16 protein-coding genes are annotated in these 15651 nt (G+C 69.1%); 8 read left to right on the forward strand and 8 right to left on the reverse strand.

Annotated elements, in window-relative coordinates; translation table 11 throughout:
- Positions 1-31 precede the first annotated feature (31 nt).
- Positions 32-706: an MBL fold metallo-hydrolase gene (locus tag ST3T6A_RS0116380; RefSeq protein ID WP_019834037.1), complete on the forward strand. Its 675-nt coding sequence runs from the start codon at positions 32-34 to the stop codon at positions 704-706.
- Between the two features lie 19 nt (positions 707-725).
- Here the strand turns inward: ST3T6A_RS0116380 and ST3T6A_RS0116385 are convergent, their stop codons facing one another.
- Positions 726-1136: an MAPEG family protein gene (locus ST3T6A_RS0116385; RefSeq protein ID WP_019834038.1), complete on the reverse strand. Its 411-nt coding sequence runs from the start codon at positions 1134-1136 to the stop codon at positions 726-728.
- Between the two features lie 197 nt (positions 1137-1333).
- Here ST3T6A_RS0116385 and rpmF point away from each other — a divergent pair, with 197 nt between their 5' ends.
- The 5 genes from rpmF to ST3T6A_RS0116410 all read left to right on the forward strand — a co-directional run bounded on the left by rpmF (position 1334) and on the right by ST3T6A_RS0116410 (position 4375).
- The gene (gene rpmF, locus ST3T6A_RS0116390) at positions 1334-1513 is read left to right on the forward strand and encodes a 50S ribosomal protein L32 (protein ID WP_019834039.1); all 180 of its coding nucleotides are present in this window, start codon (positions 1334-1336) and stop codon (positions 1511-1513) included.
- A 25-nt stretch (positions 1514-1538) separates the two neighbouring features.
- The gene (gene plsX / locus ST3T6A_RS0116395; RefSeq protein ID WP_026359797.1) at positions 1539-2594 is read left to right on the forward strand and encodes a phosphate acyltransferase PlsX; all 1056 of its coding nucleotides are present in this window, start codon (positions 1539-1541) and stop codon (positions 2592-2594) included.
- Complete coding sequence (locus ST3T6A_RS0116400) at positions 2591-3601, forward strand: beta-ketoacyl-ACP synthase III (RefSeq protein ID WP_019834041.1); 1011 nt, start codon at positions 2591-2593, stop codon at positions 3599-3601. The genes plsX and ST3T6A_RS0116400 overlap by 4 nt, the downstream gene beginning before the upstream one ends.
- Before the next feature lie 88 nt (positions 3602-3689).
- Positions 3690-3989, forward strand: coding sequence for an integration host factor subunit alpha (locus tag ST3T6A_RS0116405; protein WP_019834042.1), 300 nt, complete (start codon positions 3690-3692; stop codon positions 3987-3989).
- An 8-nt stretch (positions 3990-3997) separates the two neighbouring features.
- Positions 3998-4375: a MerR family transcriptional regulator gene (locus ST3T6A_RS0116410; RefSeq protein WP_019834043.1), complete on the forward strand. Its 378-nt coding sequence runs from the start codon at positions 3998-4000 to the stop codon at positions 4373-4375.
- A gap of 6 nt (positions 4376-4381) precedes the next feature.
- Here the strand turns inward: ST3T6A_RS0116410 and ST3T6A_RS0116415 are convergent, their stop codons facing one another.
- On the reverse strand, positions 4382-4933 hold the full coding sequence (locus tag ST3T6A_RS0116415; RefSeq protein ID WP_019834044.1) for a SixA phosphatase family protein: 552 nt from the start codon (positions 4931-4933) through the stop codon (positions 4382-4384).
- Complete coding sequence (locus ST3T6A_RS0116420) at positions 4930-7671, reverse strand: ATP-dependent DNA helicase (protein ID WP_019834045.1); 2742 nt, start codon at positions 7669-7671, stop codon at positions 4930-4932. The genes ST3T6A_RS0116415 and ST3T6A_RS0116420 overlap by 4 nt, the downstream gene beginning before the upstream one ends.
- 148 nt (positions 7672-7819) lie before the next feature.
- Between ST3T6A_RS0116420 and ST3T6A_RS0116425 the strand changes: the two genes are divergently transcribed.
- Both ST3T6A_RS0116425 and ST3T6A_RS0116430 read left to right on the forward strand, forming a co-directional pair.
- Positions 7820-9418, forward strand: a complete 1599-nt coding sequence (locus tag ST3T6A_RS0116425) for a lysine--tRNA ligase (RefSeq protein WP_019834046.1) — start codon at positions 7820-7822, stop codon at positions 9416-9418.
- A 189-nt stretch (positions 9419-9607) separates the two neighbouring features.
- Positions 9608-10279 carry a hypothetical protein gene (locus tag ST3T6A_RS0116430; RefSeq protein WP_019834047.1) on the forward strand — a complete coding sequence of 224 codons (672 nt, stop codon included), beginning with the start codon at positions 9608-9610 and terminating at the stop codon, positions 10277-10279.
- A 171-nt stretch (positions 10280-10450) separates the two neighbouring features.
- Here the strand turns inward: ST3T6A_RS0116430 and ST3T6A_RS0116435 are convergent, their stop codons facing one another.
- The 5 genes from ST3T6A_RS0116435 to ST3T6A_RS0116460 form a co-directional block, all read right to left on the reverse strand.
- Positions 10451-11191, reverse strand: a complete 741-nt coding sequence (locus ST3T6A_RS0116435; protein WP_019834048.1) for an NYN domain-containing protein — start codon at positions 11189-11191, stop codon at positions 10451-10453.
- A 5-nt stretch (positions 11192-11196) separates the two neighbouring features.
- A complete protein-coding gene (locus ST3T6A_RS0116440; protein WP_019834049.1) occupies positions 11197-12996 on the reverse strand; it encodes a DUF885 domain-containing protein in 1800 nt (599 codons plus the stop codon).
- A 72-nt stretch (positions 12997-13068) separates the two neighbouring features.
- Positions 13069-13545, reverse strand: a complete 477-nt coding sequence (locus ST3T6A_RS0116445; RefSeq protein WP_026359800.1) for an RcnB family protein — start codon at positions 13543-13545, stop codon at positions 13069-13071.
- Positions 13546-13774: 229 nt separating this feature from the next.
- Positions 13775-14644, reverse strand: a complete 870-nt coding sequence (locus ST3T6A_RS21270) for an RcnB family protein (RefSeq protein WP_083937564.1) — start codon at positions 14642-14644, stop codon at positions 13775-13777.
- A 111-nt stretch (positions 14645-14755) separates the two neighbouring features.
- The gene (locus ST3T6A_RS0116460; RefSeq protein WP_019834053.1) at positions 14756-15625 is read right to left on the reverse strand and encodes a LysR substrate-binding domain-containing protein; all 870 of its coding nucleotides are present in this window, start codon (positions 15623-15625) and stop codon (positions 14756-14758) included.
- Between the last annotated feature and the right edge of the window lie 26 nt (positions 15626-15651).

Below are 15651 nucleotides of genomic sequence, written 5' to 3' on the forward strand. Positions count from 1 at the left end.
TCGCCGGCGGCGCGTGCCCATCAGGCAGGGCATGACCGACACGCCCGCCAAGCCCGTCCCGCCGCTCCGCGCGGCGGTGGTTCCCGTCACCGCCTTCCAGCAGAACTGCACCCTGCTCTGGTGCACGAAGACGATGCGCGGGGCGTTCGTCGATCCGGGCGGCGATCTGGATCGGCTGGAGGCGGCCGCCGCCCAGCATGGCGTGACGGTGGAGAAGCTGCTCCTCACCCACGGCCATGTCGATCATTGCGGGCAGGCGGGTGTGCTGGCCGCGAGGCTCGGCGTGCCGATCGAGGGGCCTCACGAGGCGGACCGCTTCTGGATCGCCCGCCTCGACGACGACGGCCGCCAGTGGCAGATTCCGAGCCAGAGCTTCGAGCCGGACCGCTGGCTCGTCGACGGAGATACGGTGACGGTGGGCGAACTCGTCCTGCAGGTCCGCCATACGCCGGGGCACACCCCCGGCCATGTCGTCTTCCTCCACCCCGAATCGCGATTCGCTCTCGTCGGAGATGTCCTCTTCCGCGGGTCGATCGGCCGGACCGACTTTCCCATGGGCGATCATGACACATTGATCAATTCGATCACGAATCGACTTTGGCCTATGGGCGACGACGTCACCTTCGTGCCGGGCCACGGCCCGACCTCCACCTTCGGGGCGGAGCGGCGCTCCAACCCCTTCGTGGCCGATTCGCGGTTCGGCTGAGCCGGCCCGCGCATCCGCCTCAGAGGTAGTGGACGGCCGCCGGCGCGTGGGAGGCCATCCAGATCGCCCACAGGGCAAGGCCGGCCAGAATCAGCCAGGTCACGAGCGCGCCGGCCGCGCGCAGCGGATTGGGCATGGAGCGCTTGTCCATCCCGAAGGCGTGGACGATTCGGCCAAGCACATAGACGATGCCGATTCCCCACAGCCACGGCTTCGGCCCGCCGGACAACTCGATCAGCCCCATCAGGATCAGGATGAAGGGCGTATATTCGACGAAATTCGCCTGCGCCCGCATCCGGCAGAGCAGCGCCGGATTGTCGCCGTCGCCCACCAGCACCTTGCCCGCATGCCGCACCTGAATCACGCGGAAGGCCAGCCAGAGGTTCAGAAGCGCCAGCGCGCCGGCAAAGGTAAGCGATACGGTGGGCATCGGCGGATGGGCTCCTGAGGTTCAAGAAACGGTCTTCCTCGCTCGCACGCCACGCGCCGGCTTGCAACAGCGCCGAAATTCGGTATAGGGCGGCCACTCGCGTCGAGGCTGGCCGCTGAATGGTCCGCGGCCGTGAAGGCTGTGGCGATTTGGATGGTATGCGGCCCCGCATCCATTGAACGAATGAAGGTGCCGAGATGGCCGTCCCCAAGCGAAAGACCTCGCCCTCGCGGCGCAACATGCGTCGCAGCCACCATGCGCTGGACGTCGCGGCGTTCCAGGAATGCCCGAACTGCGGCGAGCTGAAGCGCCCGCACAACCTGTGCAACGCGTGCGGCCACTATAACGGCCGCGAGATCGTCTCGGCCGAGGCCTGATCTTACGCACGCAAAAGGCGGATTGATCGTGGACGCGCCGCGGATCGCCATCGATGCGATGGGAGGAGATGGCGGAGCGGCCACGATGCTGGCAGGCGCCGCGCTCGCTTTGTCGCGGGCTCCCGATCTCAAGTTCCTGATCGTCGGCGACGAAACCGTCGTCGGGGCTGAGCTTGCACGTCATCGCGGCCTCGCCGCCGCGTGCGAGGTACGGCACGCGCCCGATATGATTTCGGGCGACGACAAGCCGAGCCAGGCCATCCGCCGCGCCAAGACCACGTCGATGGGCCTCGCCATCGCCGCCGTGAAGGACGGCGATGCGGGGGCCGCCGTGTCTTCGGGCAATACCGGCGCGCTGATGGCGATGTCGAAGCTCGCGCTGCGCACCATGCCGGGCATCGACCGCCCGGCGCTGTCCGCGCTCATGCCCAGCTTCGGCGAGACCGACACGGTGATGCTCGACCTCGGCGCCAACACCGAGTGCGACGCCAACAATCTCGTCCAGTTCGCGCTGATGGGTGCCGCCTATTCGCGCGCGGCGCTGGACATTGCGCGCCCCAAGGTGGCGCTGCTCAACATCGGCACCGAAGAGCTGAAGGGCACCGACGAGCTGAAGCGCGCCGCCCAGATGCTGCGCGACGCCTCGGCGACGCTGCCGCTCGAATTCGTGGGCTTCATCGAAGGCAACCGCATCAGCCGCGGCGAAGTCGATGTCGTCGTGTCGGACGGCTTCTCGGGCAATATCGCGCTCAAGACGGCCGAGGGCACGGTGCGCTTCGTCACCGACCTGCTGCGCCGTTCGTTCAGCAGCTCCTTCCGCTCGAAGATGGGCTTCCTGCTGTCGAAGCCGGCGCTGCACCTGCTGCGCGTCCATCTCGATCCGAACAACCACAACGGCGCGATCTTCCTCGGCTTGAACGGCATCATCGTGAAGAGCCATGGCAGCGCCGACGACAAGGGCGTCGCCAACGCCATCGCTGTCGCCGCGAAGGTGCTGCGCGAGGATCTGGCCCGCCGCATCGCCCATGATCTCGCCGATTATCGGGCCACCTCCCCTTCCGAATCGATCGCGGTGAAATGACCGATCAGCTTCCGACGTCCGCTCCCGTCCTGCGCGCCGTGATTGCGGGCACCGGCTCCGCCCTGCCGCGCCGCCGCGTCACCAACACCGAGCTGGCCGAGACGGTCGACACCTCCGACGAGTGGATCGTCGAGCGCACCGGCATCCGCGCCCGCCACCTCGCCGCCGAGGATGAGACCACCGCGACGCTCGCCACCGACGCCGCCCGCAAGGCGCTCGAAGCCGCCGGCATGGACGCGAGCGAGATCGGCCTGATCGTGCTCGCCACCGCGACGCCGGACCAGACCTTCCCGGCGTCCGCCACCAAGGTGCAGGCCGCGCTCGGCATCAACGACTGCGTGGCGTTCGATGTGCAGGCGGTGTGCTCGGGCTTCCTCTACGCGCTGTCGGTTGCCGAGAGCATGATGCGTGGCGGCATGACCAGGGCCGCGCTGGTGATCGGCGCCGAGACATTCAGCCGCATCCTCGACTGGGAAGACCGCGCGACCTGCGTGCTGTTCGGCGATGGCGCCGGCGCCGTGGTGCTCCGCGCCGAGACGAGCGCAGCCGATCCCGCCGACAAGGCGGCGCGCGGCGTGCTGTCATCGCGCCTCCACGCGGATGGGCGCCACAACGAGCTGCTCTATGTGGACGGCGGCCCGTCGACCACGCAGACGGTCGGCAAGGTCCGCATGAAGGGTCGGGAGGTGTTCCGCCACGCCGTGGTGAACCTCGCCTCCGTGCTCGGCGAAGTGCTGGCGGAGGTCGGCCTCGCGCCCGCCGACATCGACTGGCTCGTTCCCCATCAGGCCAATGCCCGCATCCTCGACGCCACCGCCCGCAAGCTCGACTTGCCCGCCGAGCGCGTCATCGTGACCGTCGACGAACATGCGAACACGTCGGCCGCTTCCGTCCCCCTGGCGCTCGACGTCGCGGTGCGCGACGGCCGCATCAAGCGCGGCGACCTGCTCGTCCTCGAGGCGATGGGCGGCGGCTTCACCTGGGGTGCGGCGGTCGTCCGCTACTGATACCGGCCGATCGCAAGCCCCCATTGGCGGCCGCCCTCGGTGCCGCTAATATTGCGGGTCTGTAATACGAGTCCTGACGGGGGAATTCATGGCCGATATCGAGACCTTGACACGTGCGGACCTCAGCGACGTGGTCCATCGCGAGATCGGCCTGTCCCGCGCGGATTCGGCCTCGATGGTCGAGCAGGTGCTGTCGCTGATGTGCGGCGCCATGGCCAATGCCGAGAACGTCAAGATCTCCGGCTTCGGCACCTTCGTGCTGCGCGACAAGGGCGAGCGCATCGGCCGCAACCCCAAAACCGGCGTCGAGGTGCCGATCGCGCCCCGCCGGGTTCTCACCTTCCGCGCCAGCAACATGCTGCGCGACCGCATCGCAGAGGCAAGTTGAACGAGAGCATGGATAAATCCGACGCCGCCTTCCGCACCATCGGCGAGGTTTCGGATGAGCTGGGCGTGGCGCAGCATGTGCTGCGCTATTGGGAAACGCGCTTTCCGCAGTTGAAACCGATCCAGCGCGCCGGCAACCGCCGCTATTATCGGCCCGCCGACGTGACGCTGGCCCGCCGCATCCACACGCTGCTCAACCGCGACGGCTATACGGTGAAGGGCGTGCAGAAGCTGCTCGCCACCAGGAGCGCGCCCGAAGCGGAGCCGGCCGTGCCGGTCGCGAAAGCCGTGCCCCCATCGTCCATGCCCAACGTGACGCCATCGGCGCCGCTCGACGAATTGCGCGCGATCCGGGCGCAGCTCGCCGCACTGCTCGCGGCGGGCTGAGGCCTCTCAGAGGCGCCGGTCCGGCCCCAGCGCGGGATCGAGATCGCGCGGGCGGATGAATCGGACGAGGTGTCCGTCGCCGGCGTGGATATCCTGCCAATGGTCGACGTCGAAGCGGATCTCGGCGACGCTGGCGGTGGGATATTTCTCCCCGACCGAATCGCGCGTGCTACCGTTCGCCTTCTCGTCCGATCCGGCGAGCAGCAGCACCAGCTCCTCCAGCCCCGGATTGTGGCCCACCAGCATCAGCGCCTCGACCCGGTCAGGCGTCTCCTGCACCATCTCGAGCAGCGTCGCGGCAGTGGCGAGGTAAGCGCGCCGGTCCCAGCTCGGCGCCATGCGGCGGCCATAGCCGTCGAACATCGCGTCCAGCGTCTCGGCGACGCGCACCGCCGGCGACGCCACCACCGAATCGAACCGCACGCCGAGCTGGCGCAGATGCCGCCCCATGGTGGCGGCGGCGCGGCGGCCCTTGTCGTTGAGAGCACGGTCGAAATCGCGGATTGCCGGCTGGTCCCAGCCGGACTTGGCGTGGCGGAAGGTGATCAACCGCTTCATGCCACCTCCCCGCTGCCGACCTCCGCAGGTTGATGCCCGATCGGGCCGGCCGTGGGAAGGCCACTTGCGACGGCTGCCACCGCTTCGTCGAGAGTCACCCGCCGGACGCGTACGCCGGGCGGGAAGGCATCGAGCAAACGCGACGGCGTGGCGGAGGAGAGCAGCACGAAGCGCCCGCGATCGTCGCCGCGCCGGATCAGCCGCCCGAATGCCTGCGCCAGCCGCGCGCGCACCACCTCGTCGTCATAGGCCGAGCCGCCGCCCGCCGCCCGCCGCGCCGCGTGGAGCACATTGGGGCGCGGCCACGGCACCTGCTCCATCACCACGAGGCGGAGCGAATGGCCGGGCACGTCGATGCCGTCGCGCAGCGCATCGGTGCCGAGCAGCGAGGCGCGCGGATCGTCGCGGAAGATGTCGACCAGCGTGCCGGTGTCGATCGGATCGACATGCTGGGCATAGAGCGGCAGCCCCTCGCGCGCGAGATGGTCGGCGATGCGGGCATAGACCGCCTTCAGCCGCGCGATCGCGGTGAACAGGCCGAGCGTGCCGCCCTTGGCCGCCTCGATCAGCCGGGCATAGGCGTGGGCGAGCTGCGGCAGATCGCCGCGCTTCAGGTCGGTGACGACCAGCACCTCGGCCGCCTTGGCATAGTCGAACGGGCTGACCGCGGCGAAGCGCTCCACCGAGGTGTCGAGATGCCGCGTGCCGGCGCGCGCCTCGGCCCGCGCCCAGCCGGCCTCGGGCGAGGTGGCGGCGCCGGTCAGCGTCGCGGAGGTGACGAGCACGCCATGCGCCGGCGCCAGCACGGTCGAAGCCAGCGGGCGGCCCGGATCGAGCCAGTGGCGGTGCAGCCCAATGTCGAACTCGCGCCCCTCGATGCGATCGACCGCCAGCCAGTCGACATAATCGGGATCGACCTCGCCCCCCAGCCGGCCGAGCAGCGCCAGCCAGCCCGCGATCATCCGCGCCCGCGTGCCGAGCCCCGCCGCGGCCCCTTCGATGCGGGCACGGGCCGGGCCGTCGAGCCAGTCGGGCGCCTCCTCCATCACCGCGAGCAGGCGGCCGCTCAGCGCCACCATCGGGCGCATCAGTTGCTCCAGCGCGGAAGCCGCCTCCCCTGCCGCCTCGATCGTGGCGCCGTCGAGCGCGATCGCCTCGGTCTCGATGCCGTAGCCCGCGTCCGCCGCCGTCGCGCGGGCGAGGACGGCGCCGCGTACCGCCGCCAGCAGCTTCTCGATCGGCCCGAGCGGCAGCCCCTCGCCGATCCGCCCGAGCCAGCCGTCGCCGACCAGCGCCTGCGCGCCCTGCACCACGGCGTCGAGCGCCAGCGCCCCCGCTTCATCATAGGAGACGACATCCGCCAGCCGCGCCGACAGCCCCCGCCGCCGTCCGCGCGAGGCGCGCTCGGGGCCGATGATCCAGCGGCGCAGCTCGATCGCCTCCTGGCCCGTGAGCGCGGAGGAGAAGGTCGAATCGGCGGCGTCGAACAGGTGATGGCCCTCGTCGAACACGATCCGGCCGAGCGCCCGCCCCTCCTCGCGCCGCCGCTCGGCGAGCAGCATGACGAGCGCATGGTTGGCGATGACGATGTCCGCCTCTTCCGCGCGGCGGACCGAATGCTCGATGAAGCAGCGGCGATAATGCGGGCAGCCGGCATAGACGCACTCGCCGCGCCGATCGGTGAGCGCGGTGGCTCCGGCGCGGCGGAAGAGCGTCGGCAGCCAGCCGGGCAGGTCGCCGCCCACCATGTCGCCGTCGCGCGTATAGGCCGCCCAGCGCGCCACGAGCTGCGCCAGCACCGCCGCGCGGCCCTGAAAGCCGCCGAACAGCGCATCCTCCAGATTGAGCAGGCAGAGATAATTTTCGCGCCCCTTGCGCACCGCCACCTTCTGCCGGCGCACCACGGGATCGGGGAAGAGCCGCTCGGTCTCGCGATCCAGTTGTCGCTGGAGCGCGCGGGTGTAAGTGGAGATCCACACCGTCCCCTCGGCCCGCTCCGCCCAGAGACCGGCGGGCGCGAGATAGCCGAGCGTCTTGCCGATGCCGGTGCCCGCTTCCGCCAGCATCACGCGCGGGCGGCCCTCGGCCATGCGCGGCGCGAAGGCCTTGGCAACGGCCGCAGCATAGGCCCGCTGGCCGGGGCGCGTCTCGGCGCCTTGTCCGGTGAGCGCGTCCAGCCGCTCGACCGCATCCGCCTCGCCGATGCTGACACTACGCGGGGCCTGACGGGGCGCCACCTCCTCCCACTCGGGGAGCTTGGAGAAGAGGCCGCGCTCGGTCCGCTCGGGCTCGGTCATCCGCTGGATCAGCGCCTGCGCCCACGGCCAGCGCAGGCGGCCGAGCGCGTGCGCCACGTCCCATGCGCCATGCCGCTCGGGCCAGTCGCCCTCCGCCACCGCCAGCAGCTTGTCGGCGCAGGCAAGCAGCGTGGCGGTCGCGGACGGATCGTCGGCCGGCGGCTCCAGCCCGAGCGCGCGCGCCATGCCGGCGGGCGTCGGCACCGCGAAGCGCGCCGGGTGGAGGAAGGCGAACAGCTCCAAGAGGTCGAGCCCGTTGATCTCGGCATAGCCGAGCCGCTGCCCCACCAGAGGCGTGTTCAGCATCACCAGCGGCCGCTCGGCGGCGAGCGCGATCGCCTCCCCTCGCGAGACGGCGCGGGTGGGGCCGTCCCGCTCGGCAACCCAGATGCCGCCATGGGTGGCGTGGAGAGCGAGGGGCGGCAGAGGCAGATTCACCATTTCACTATAGGGAGGGGCGAACGGAAGGGAAACGTCTCCAGATGGTTCTGGAGCGATGCCAAGCCGAATTTCACGCAAATGGTGAATTGCGCCGCCAAAATCACCATAAAGTTGATTTACGGCAGTCGCTCCGTAAGAGCCTGTGCGCATGACCGACACTCCAGCCACCCCCCCCGATCTCCGCACCGCTGCCCTCGCCAGCAAGGCCTGGCCCTATGAGGAAGCGCGCAAGCTGATCAAACGGTGGCCGGAGGGGAAACCGGCGGGCGCGGCGATGCTGTTCCAGACGGGCTACGGCCCCTCGGGCCTGCCGCATATCGGCACCTTCACCGAGGTCGCGCGCACATCGATGGTGCGCAATGCCTATGAGGAGATGACCGGCGGCAAGACGCGCCTCGTCGCCTTCTCCGACGACATGGACGGGATGCGCAAGGTGCCGGGCAACCTGCCCGAGCAGGAGATGCTCCACGCCCATCTCGACCTGCCGCTCAGCCGCGTCCCCGATCCGTTCGGCACGCATGAGAGCTTCGCCGCGCACAACAACGCCCGCCTGCGCAGCTTCCTCGACCAGTTCGGCTTCGACTACGAGTTCATCCCGGCATCGCAGGCCTATGCCGACGGCCGCTTCGACGAGACGCTGAAGTCCATCCTGCGCCACTATGACAAGATCATGGGCGTGATGCTGCCGACGCTCGGCGAGGAGCGCCGCAAGACCTATTCGCCGATCTTCCCGATCCACCCCGAGACCGGCAAGGTGCTCCAGGTGCCGATCGAGGTGGTCGACGCCGAGGCCGGCCTCGTCGCCTACACCGACCCTGTCTCGGGCGAGCGCCGCGAGCAGTCGGTGCTGGGCGGGCTCGCCAAGGCGCAGTGGAAGGTGGACTGGGCGCTGCGCTGGGTCGCCTTCTCGGTCGACTATGAGATGGCGGGCAAGGACCTGATCGATTCGGTCATCCAGTCCGGCAAGATCGCCCGCGTGCTCGGCGCGACGCCGCCCGACGGCTTCAACTACGAGATGTTCCTCGACGAGCATGGCGCCAAGATCTCGAAGACCAAGGGCAACGGCCTCACCATCGAGGAATGGCTGACCTACGCGCCGATCGAGAGCCTCGCCTTCTACATCTATCGCGAGCCCAGGAAGGCCCGCGCGCTGAGCTTCAGCGTGATCCCGCGCGCGGTGGACGAATATTACCAGTTCCTCGCCAGCTACCCGACCCAGCCGATCGAGCAGCAGCTCGGCAACCCGGTCCACCATGTCCATCTGGGTAAGGTGCCGAGCGTGGACATGCCGCTCACCTTCGGCCTGCTGCTCAACCTCGTCAGCGTGGCGATGACCGAGGACAAGGCGCTGCTGTGGCGCTACGTCCAGCGCTACGCCCCGCATGTGAGCGCGGAGACGCATCCGGAACTGGACAAGCTGCTCGACTATGCGGTCGCCTATTTCCGCGATTTCGTGGCGGCGACGCTCCAGCGCCGCGCGCCGACCGAAATGGAGAAGGCGGCGCTTGCCGATCTCGACGCGCGCTTTGCGCTCCTTCCCGCCGATGCGGACGCCGAGGCGATCCAGTACGAGGTCTATGAGTGCGGCAAGGCGCATCCGTTCGAGTCGCTCCGCGACTGGTTCAAGACGCTCTACGAGACCCTGCTCGGCTCCTCGCAGGGGCCGCGCATGGGCAGCTTCGCGGCGCTCTATGGCCTCGCCGAGACGCGCCAGCTCATCGCCGACGCGCTCGCCCGGAAAAGCTGAACGAAGAACCGATCGGGCCGTGATGCGTTGACACTCACGGCCCGCTTATCCGGATCGATGCCCGCGCGCATCCGAGATTGCGGACATCGGCCGCTTTCGCACGGCGCGGCCATGCGGGGCCTTCCCGCCTCCCGCCATCTTGCCGCGGTCAGTCGACATTCACGTCCGGCCCCGGAATAAGGAGCCGTCATGCACCCATTCCTGCGCGGCGCCGCCGCGATCGCCCTCGTCGCCACCATCGCCGGCCCGGCCCAGGCCGAGAGCCCGCGCGATACCCTGATCCGCGCCGCCTTCGGCACGCACGACAAGGCGCAGGCGCTGGCGCTCGTCAACGAGGCGATCGCCGAGACGCGCACGGTCCCCGACCATGAGGCGCAGCTCCAGCACGCGCTGGGCGTCGGCTATCGCGGCCAGCTCACCCGCTCGCCGTCCGACGCCAAGGCCGCCCACAGCGCGCTGGAGGCGATCGCCGCCGCCGATCCGCACGATGCCGAGACGCAGGTCGCGCTCGCCGGCTGGCATCTGACGGCAGTGGGCGATCTGGGCGACTTCCTCGCCCGCGCATTGCTCGGCGCGAACCGGGCGAAGGGGCTGACCGCGCTCGACAAGGCGGTGGAGATGGGCGGCAACCGCGCTTTCTTCCCGGCCTATGCGGCGCTGATCCGCATCAAGCTCAACACGTCCGACACGACGACCGCGCTGCGCCTCGCCGAGCGCGCTGTCGCGACGCCCGCGCCGACGCCGCTCGATCGCATCATGCAGCGCGCCGCCGCCCGTCTGATCCCGGCGCTTCAGGCCGGCAAGGGCGACGACGCCGCACGGATCGCCAAGCAGCTCCTGCCCTTCGGCTCGACCAGTTAGGGGACTCCCGCTCCCCCTCTTCCATCATCGTCATGCCGGACTTGATCCGGCATCCCGCTTCCTTCTGCGACGGTTGCCTAAGAAGCTGGACCCCGGATCAAGTCCGGGGTGACGAAGAAGATAGGGACGGGGACGTGCGAGTGCCGCCGGGTCGGAACGCAGGGCGCCCCCTCACCCCTTGGGCTTGGGGCGGATGTGGATGGCGCGCCCGCTCGTCCGGCGCACCTCGAAGGCGCCGGTCTTCTCGACCAGCGCGACCAGCCGGGCATGGCCAAAGGTGCGGGGATCGAAATCGGGCGCGAGCGTCTGGAGCCGCTGGCCGACACCGCCCAGCGTCACCCAACCATCCTCATCCTCCAATTGCGCGATCGCGCGGCGCAGCAGCGGCACCGCCGCGCTCGCCGGACGCGCTACCGAGGCGGGACGTGCGTCGGGACGCTCGGGCTCGTCGGCGGCGGGTGCCTCGGGGAGGAGGTTCTCGGTGTAGATGAAGCGCCGGCACGCCTGCCGGAAGGCCTCCGGCGTCTTCTGCTCGCCGAAGCCGTAGACGTCGACGCCCTGCTCGCGGATGCGCGCGGCAAGCCGGGTGAAGTCGCTGTCCGACGAGACGAGGCAGAAGCCGTCGAACCGACCCGAATGGAGCAAATCCATCGCATCGATCACCAGCGCGATGTCCGACGCGTTCTTGCCCTGCGTATAGGCGAAGTTCTGGTGCGGCAGGATGGCGTGGGCGGACAGGATGTCCGCCCACGACTTGAGCCTCGGACTGGAGAAGTCCCCATAGATCCGCCGCACGCTCGCCTCGCCGATCTTGGCGATCTCCTCGAACAGGCCGGGCGCGATACGCGCGCTGGCGTTGTCCGCGTCGATCAGGACGGCAAGGCGGGCTGCGCGGACGGGTTCGGAGGCCATGGCGCTCAGCGCCCCTTCTGCTGGGCGATCCAGTCGTCGATCTTCTTTTCCAGCACCGTCATCGGCAGAGCCCCCGTATCGAGCACCTGCGCATGGAACGCGCGGGGATCGAACTTGGCGCCGAGCGCCGCCTTCGCCTTGGCCTTTTCCTTGAGGATGGTGAGCTGGCCGACCTTGTACGCCAGCGCCTGCCCCGGAATCGCGATGTAGCGCTCGACTTCGGCAGTGACGTCCGCCTTCCCCATGGCCGAGTTGGTGGTCATGTAGGTGATCGCCTGATCGCGGGTCCAGCCCATCGCATGGATGCCGCTGTCGACCACCAGGCGCATCGCGCGCAGCATCTCGTCGTTGAGGCCGCCGAAGCGCTGGTAGGGATCGGTCTCCATCCCCAGCTCCGGCCAGAGCGTCTCGGCATAGAGCGCCCAGCCCTCGACGAACGCCGTGTTGCCGCCGAAGCGCATGAAGTTGGGGAGCTTGGTGTTCTCCTGCGCGAGGCTGATCTGGAAGTGATGGCCGGGGATCGCCTCGTGCAGGAACAGCGTCTCCTCGCCCCAGGTGAAGCGGGTCGGGAGGTCATAGCCGTTGTAGTAGAACACGCCCGGGCGCGTGCCGTCGGCCGAGCCCTGCATATATTCGCCGGCGGCGGAGGACTTCTCCTTGTAGGCGGGCTCGGCGCGGATCTCGAACGGCGTCTTGGGGACGAGCGAGAACTGCTCGGGGATGCGCTGGTCGATGCGCGCCTGAATCTGGCGGTAGCGCGTCTGGAGCCAGTCGCGCGAGGGCGGCGCGAACTTGGGATCGGTGGTCATGTACTGGAAGAAGGCGTGAAGGTCGCCCTTGAAGCCGACCTTGGCCTTGACCGCCTCCAGCTCCTTGGTGATCCGCGCCACCTCATTGAGGCCGAGCTGGTGGACCTGCTCGGCGGTCATCGGCAGCGTCGTGTTCTGCTCGATCAGATAGTCGTAATAGGCCTTGCCGCCGGGCAGGCCGCCCAGCCCCACCGTATCGCGCGCATGCGGCAGATATTCGGTCTTGAGGAAGGCCAGCAGCTTCGCATTGGCGGGCATGATGCCGTCGCGGATGGTCGCCGTATACGCCGCGCGCAGACGCGCCTGATCGGCGGCCGGGATCGTATCCGGAAAGGCCTTCACCGGGCCGTAATAGGGCGTTCCCTCGACACCGTTGGCAGACTGGAGGGTCAGCTCGTCGATCATGTTGTTCACGACCAGCTTCGGCTCGACGATGCCGGCGGCGAGACCCTGCCGGAAGCGGGCGATGACGTCGTCGACCAGCTTCGGATATTGGGCGTGGCGCTTCAGCGCGTCCTCATAATCCTTCGCGGTCTTGAACGGCGCCGCGCCCTGCCCCGAGGAGAGGTCGGCATAATCGAGGTGCAGGCCATAGAAATGGTTGATCGGCATCACCTCGGCGATCTTGAGCAGATCGGGGCGATAGCCTTCGAGGTCGATCTCGGTGTTCCGCTTGAACGTGTCGTAGGCGATCTGGTCGGTCGGATCGAGCGAGGCGCGCGGGATGGCGGAGAGCTGCTTCAGCGCGTCCTCGTCGGCGGCCTTCTCGCCGGCATAATGCGCGTCCGAATAGAGATCGCCGATCTGGTCAGCATAGCGCAGGTCGCCGCGATAGAGCGCCTGGACCGGGTTGCGCTTGAGCAGGCCCTCGTCGGTATCGGCGAACAGCTTGTGGAGGCGCGTCGCGGCATCGGGCGTGGCCGGCGCGGCATAAGCGGCGGCGGGCAGCAGCGCGGCGGCGAGCAGGAAGCAGCGAAGGGAACGGGCAACGGTCATCGGGAAAGCCTCCGCAATCAGGTGGATCGCGGAGGCTTATCGACCGGCCGTCAGGCCGGCAAGCAAGGCGTCTTAGAAGAAGAAGCCGCCATAGACGTTCATCACGCGGCCCGAGCGGGTGTCGACCAGCACGACATCATTGCCGTAACGGACCCAGCGCTGATAGCCGACGACCGGGGGCAGACGGTAACGGACCGGATCGATCCAGTAGCGGCGATCGTAGAAGCCCGGCTCGAAGCGATAGCCGACGCCGACCGGGCGATAACGCCAGCCGGCGCGCGGGCCGACATAGGCCGGGCCACGGAAGGCCTCGGGATGCGAACGGCGATAATCGCGCCAGTCGCCACGGGCCTCGCGGCGGTCATTGCGCAGGTCGCGGCGTGCGTCGCGAACGTCATGACGGTCGCCGCGGGCATAAGCGCGGTTCAGATCGCGCTGATCCTGACGAATTTCGCGCTGATCGTGGCGAACCTCGCCATAGGACTGGGCCATGGCCGCCGCCGGCAGCAGCGTCGTCATGAGCGCGGAAGCGAGAATGAGCTTACGCATGTTGAACATCCCTCTCTGTTTCGGGCCTGGTTGGAAATCACACCCTGCCGATAGGTTTGATTTGCCACGATCGATATGAACGGCGCCGGAATGACGCTTTTATCCGGGATTCATCTTCGATATTCGCGATTTTATCTTCATATCGGCCGGACGGATCGCCGGCCGCCCATAACGAAAGACCCGGCGCGAGGGTTCCCCGCGCCGGGCCATTCACGCGATCCCGGCTCGCTTACCAGAAGAAATCCGGTATCTCGTCGACCACATAGCCGGTGGTGACGTCGACCAGCAGCGCGTCGTTGTAATAGCGGACCCAGCGATAGGGGCCGTAGGCCGGCGGCAGGCGATACTCCCACGGATCGGCAATCCAGTAGGACGAGCTGAAGAACAGCGGCGCCAGCCGTACGCCGATGCCATAGCGGCGATAGCCCCAGCCATAGCCCGACGGCGGACGATAACGGCCGACATGGAAGCGATCGCGGTTCGCGTCGCGCCAGCCGCGCCAGTCATAGCGGTTGTCGTTGCGCCATCCGCTGTTCCAGCCACCGCCCGGACGGCCGTGATTCCAGTCGTTGCCGGAGCGGACATGCACGCCGCCATAGCCGGGCCGGCCATGATCCCAGTCGCCCCCCGGACGCCCCGGTACGCCGTTGCCCGGACGCCCATGGTTCCAGTCGCCGCCGGGGCGGCCGTCATGATGGTCGCCGCGATCCCACCCGCCGGGGCGGCCGGGGGCATTGTTGCCCGCCCAGAGCCCCTCGCGCGGGCGGACCTGGCCAGCGTTCGCCGGCACGCCGGGGCGCGGTTGTTCGCCACCGCCCTGCCAGCCGCCCGGACGGCCCCGATCGCCATGACCTCCCCAGCTCTGCCCGCCACCGGGCTGTCCCTGCGGACGCTGCGGCGCCTGTACAGCCGGTCCGGGCCGTCCCTGCCCCTGACCCTGCCAGCCGCCGCCATGATGGTCACCGCCACCCTGATGCTGGCCGCCACCCTGCTGGTGCTGGCCACCGCCCTGGTGCTGGCCGCCATGATTCCAGTCCTGCGCCACCGCCGGCGCCGCCGCGGCCGAAGCCAGCAACATTGCGGAGATCAACAGTCGCATCCCACTCCACCTTCCATTCGTGCGGGCGCAGCTTGCGCCACCATGTCCCTGCAAATGCGCCCGACCGGATGACACGGCGCTGAACCCCTTAGTCAGCAACGCGAAAGCATCTCACAAGGCCGCAACGAACGCCTCGGCCGCGCGGCTCGGATGCCGCTCGCGATGGGCCAGCATGGTGAAGGCGCGTTCCGGCAACTGGAAGTCGAGCCGCGCGACATGCCCCGCCGCCAGTCGCGCCGCCGCCGCGAGATCGGAGACGGCGGTGACGAGCCCGCCCGCCTCCACCGCCGCCAGCACCGCTCCGTTGGAGGGCAGCTCCAGCCGCACGTCGAGATCGGGCAAGGATACGCCCACCGAGGCGATCGCCTGCGCGAAATGGTCGCGCGTGCCCGATCCCGGCTCGCGCAGCACCCAGGCGGCCTGACGCAACGACACGCGATCGATCCGCGCGCCGAGCAGCGGATGCCCCGGCGCGACATAGAGGCCGAGACGATCGCCGCCCACCTCGGTGGCGCGCAGATGCGGATCGTCCACCCGCCCCTCGACGAAGGCGAGGTCCGCCTCCCCCGCCAGCACCGCCGCCATCGCCTGCGTGCTGTTGCCCACCGTCAGCGGCAGCTTCACGCCGGGCTGCGCGGCGGCGAAGCGCGCCATCCGCGAGGGCAGCCAATAGCCCGCCACCGTCTGGCTCGCGGCGATGCGCAGCTCCCCCCGGCGCAGGCCGGCGAGATCGTCGAGCATCCGCTGCGCCGCCGCCGCCCGTGCGAGCACCGCCTTCGCCTCGGGCAGGAAAACCCGCCCTGCGTCCGACAGCGCCAGCCCTCGCCCCACCCGGTCGAACAGCCGTGTGGCGTGCCGCTCCTCCAGCGCAGCGACCGCCGCGCTGACCGCCGGCTGGGTCAGGTGCAACGCCTGCGCCGCACGCGTCATGCTGAGCCGCTCGGCGACGCCCACGAAGATACGAAGCTGCTCCAGGGTCATTCCATAAGAATAGTCTATCGAAAGGA

The organism is Sphingomonas sp. PR090111-T3T-6A (assembly GCF_000383095.1).
Taxonomy (GTDB): domain Bacteria; phylum Pseudomonadota; class Alphaproteobacteria; order Sphingomonadales; family Sphingomonadaceae; genus Solisphingomonas.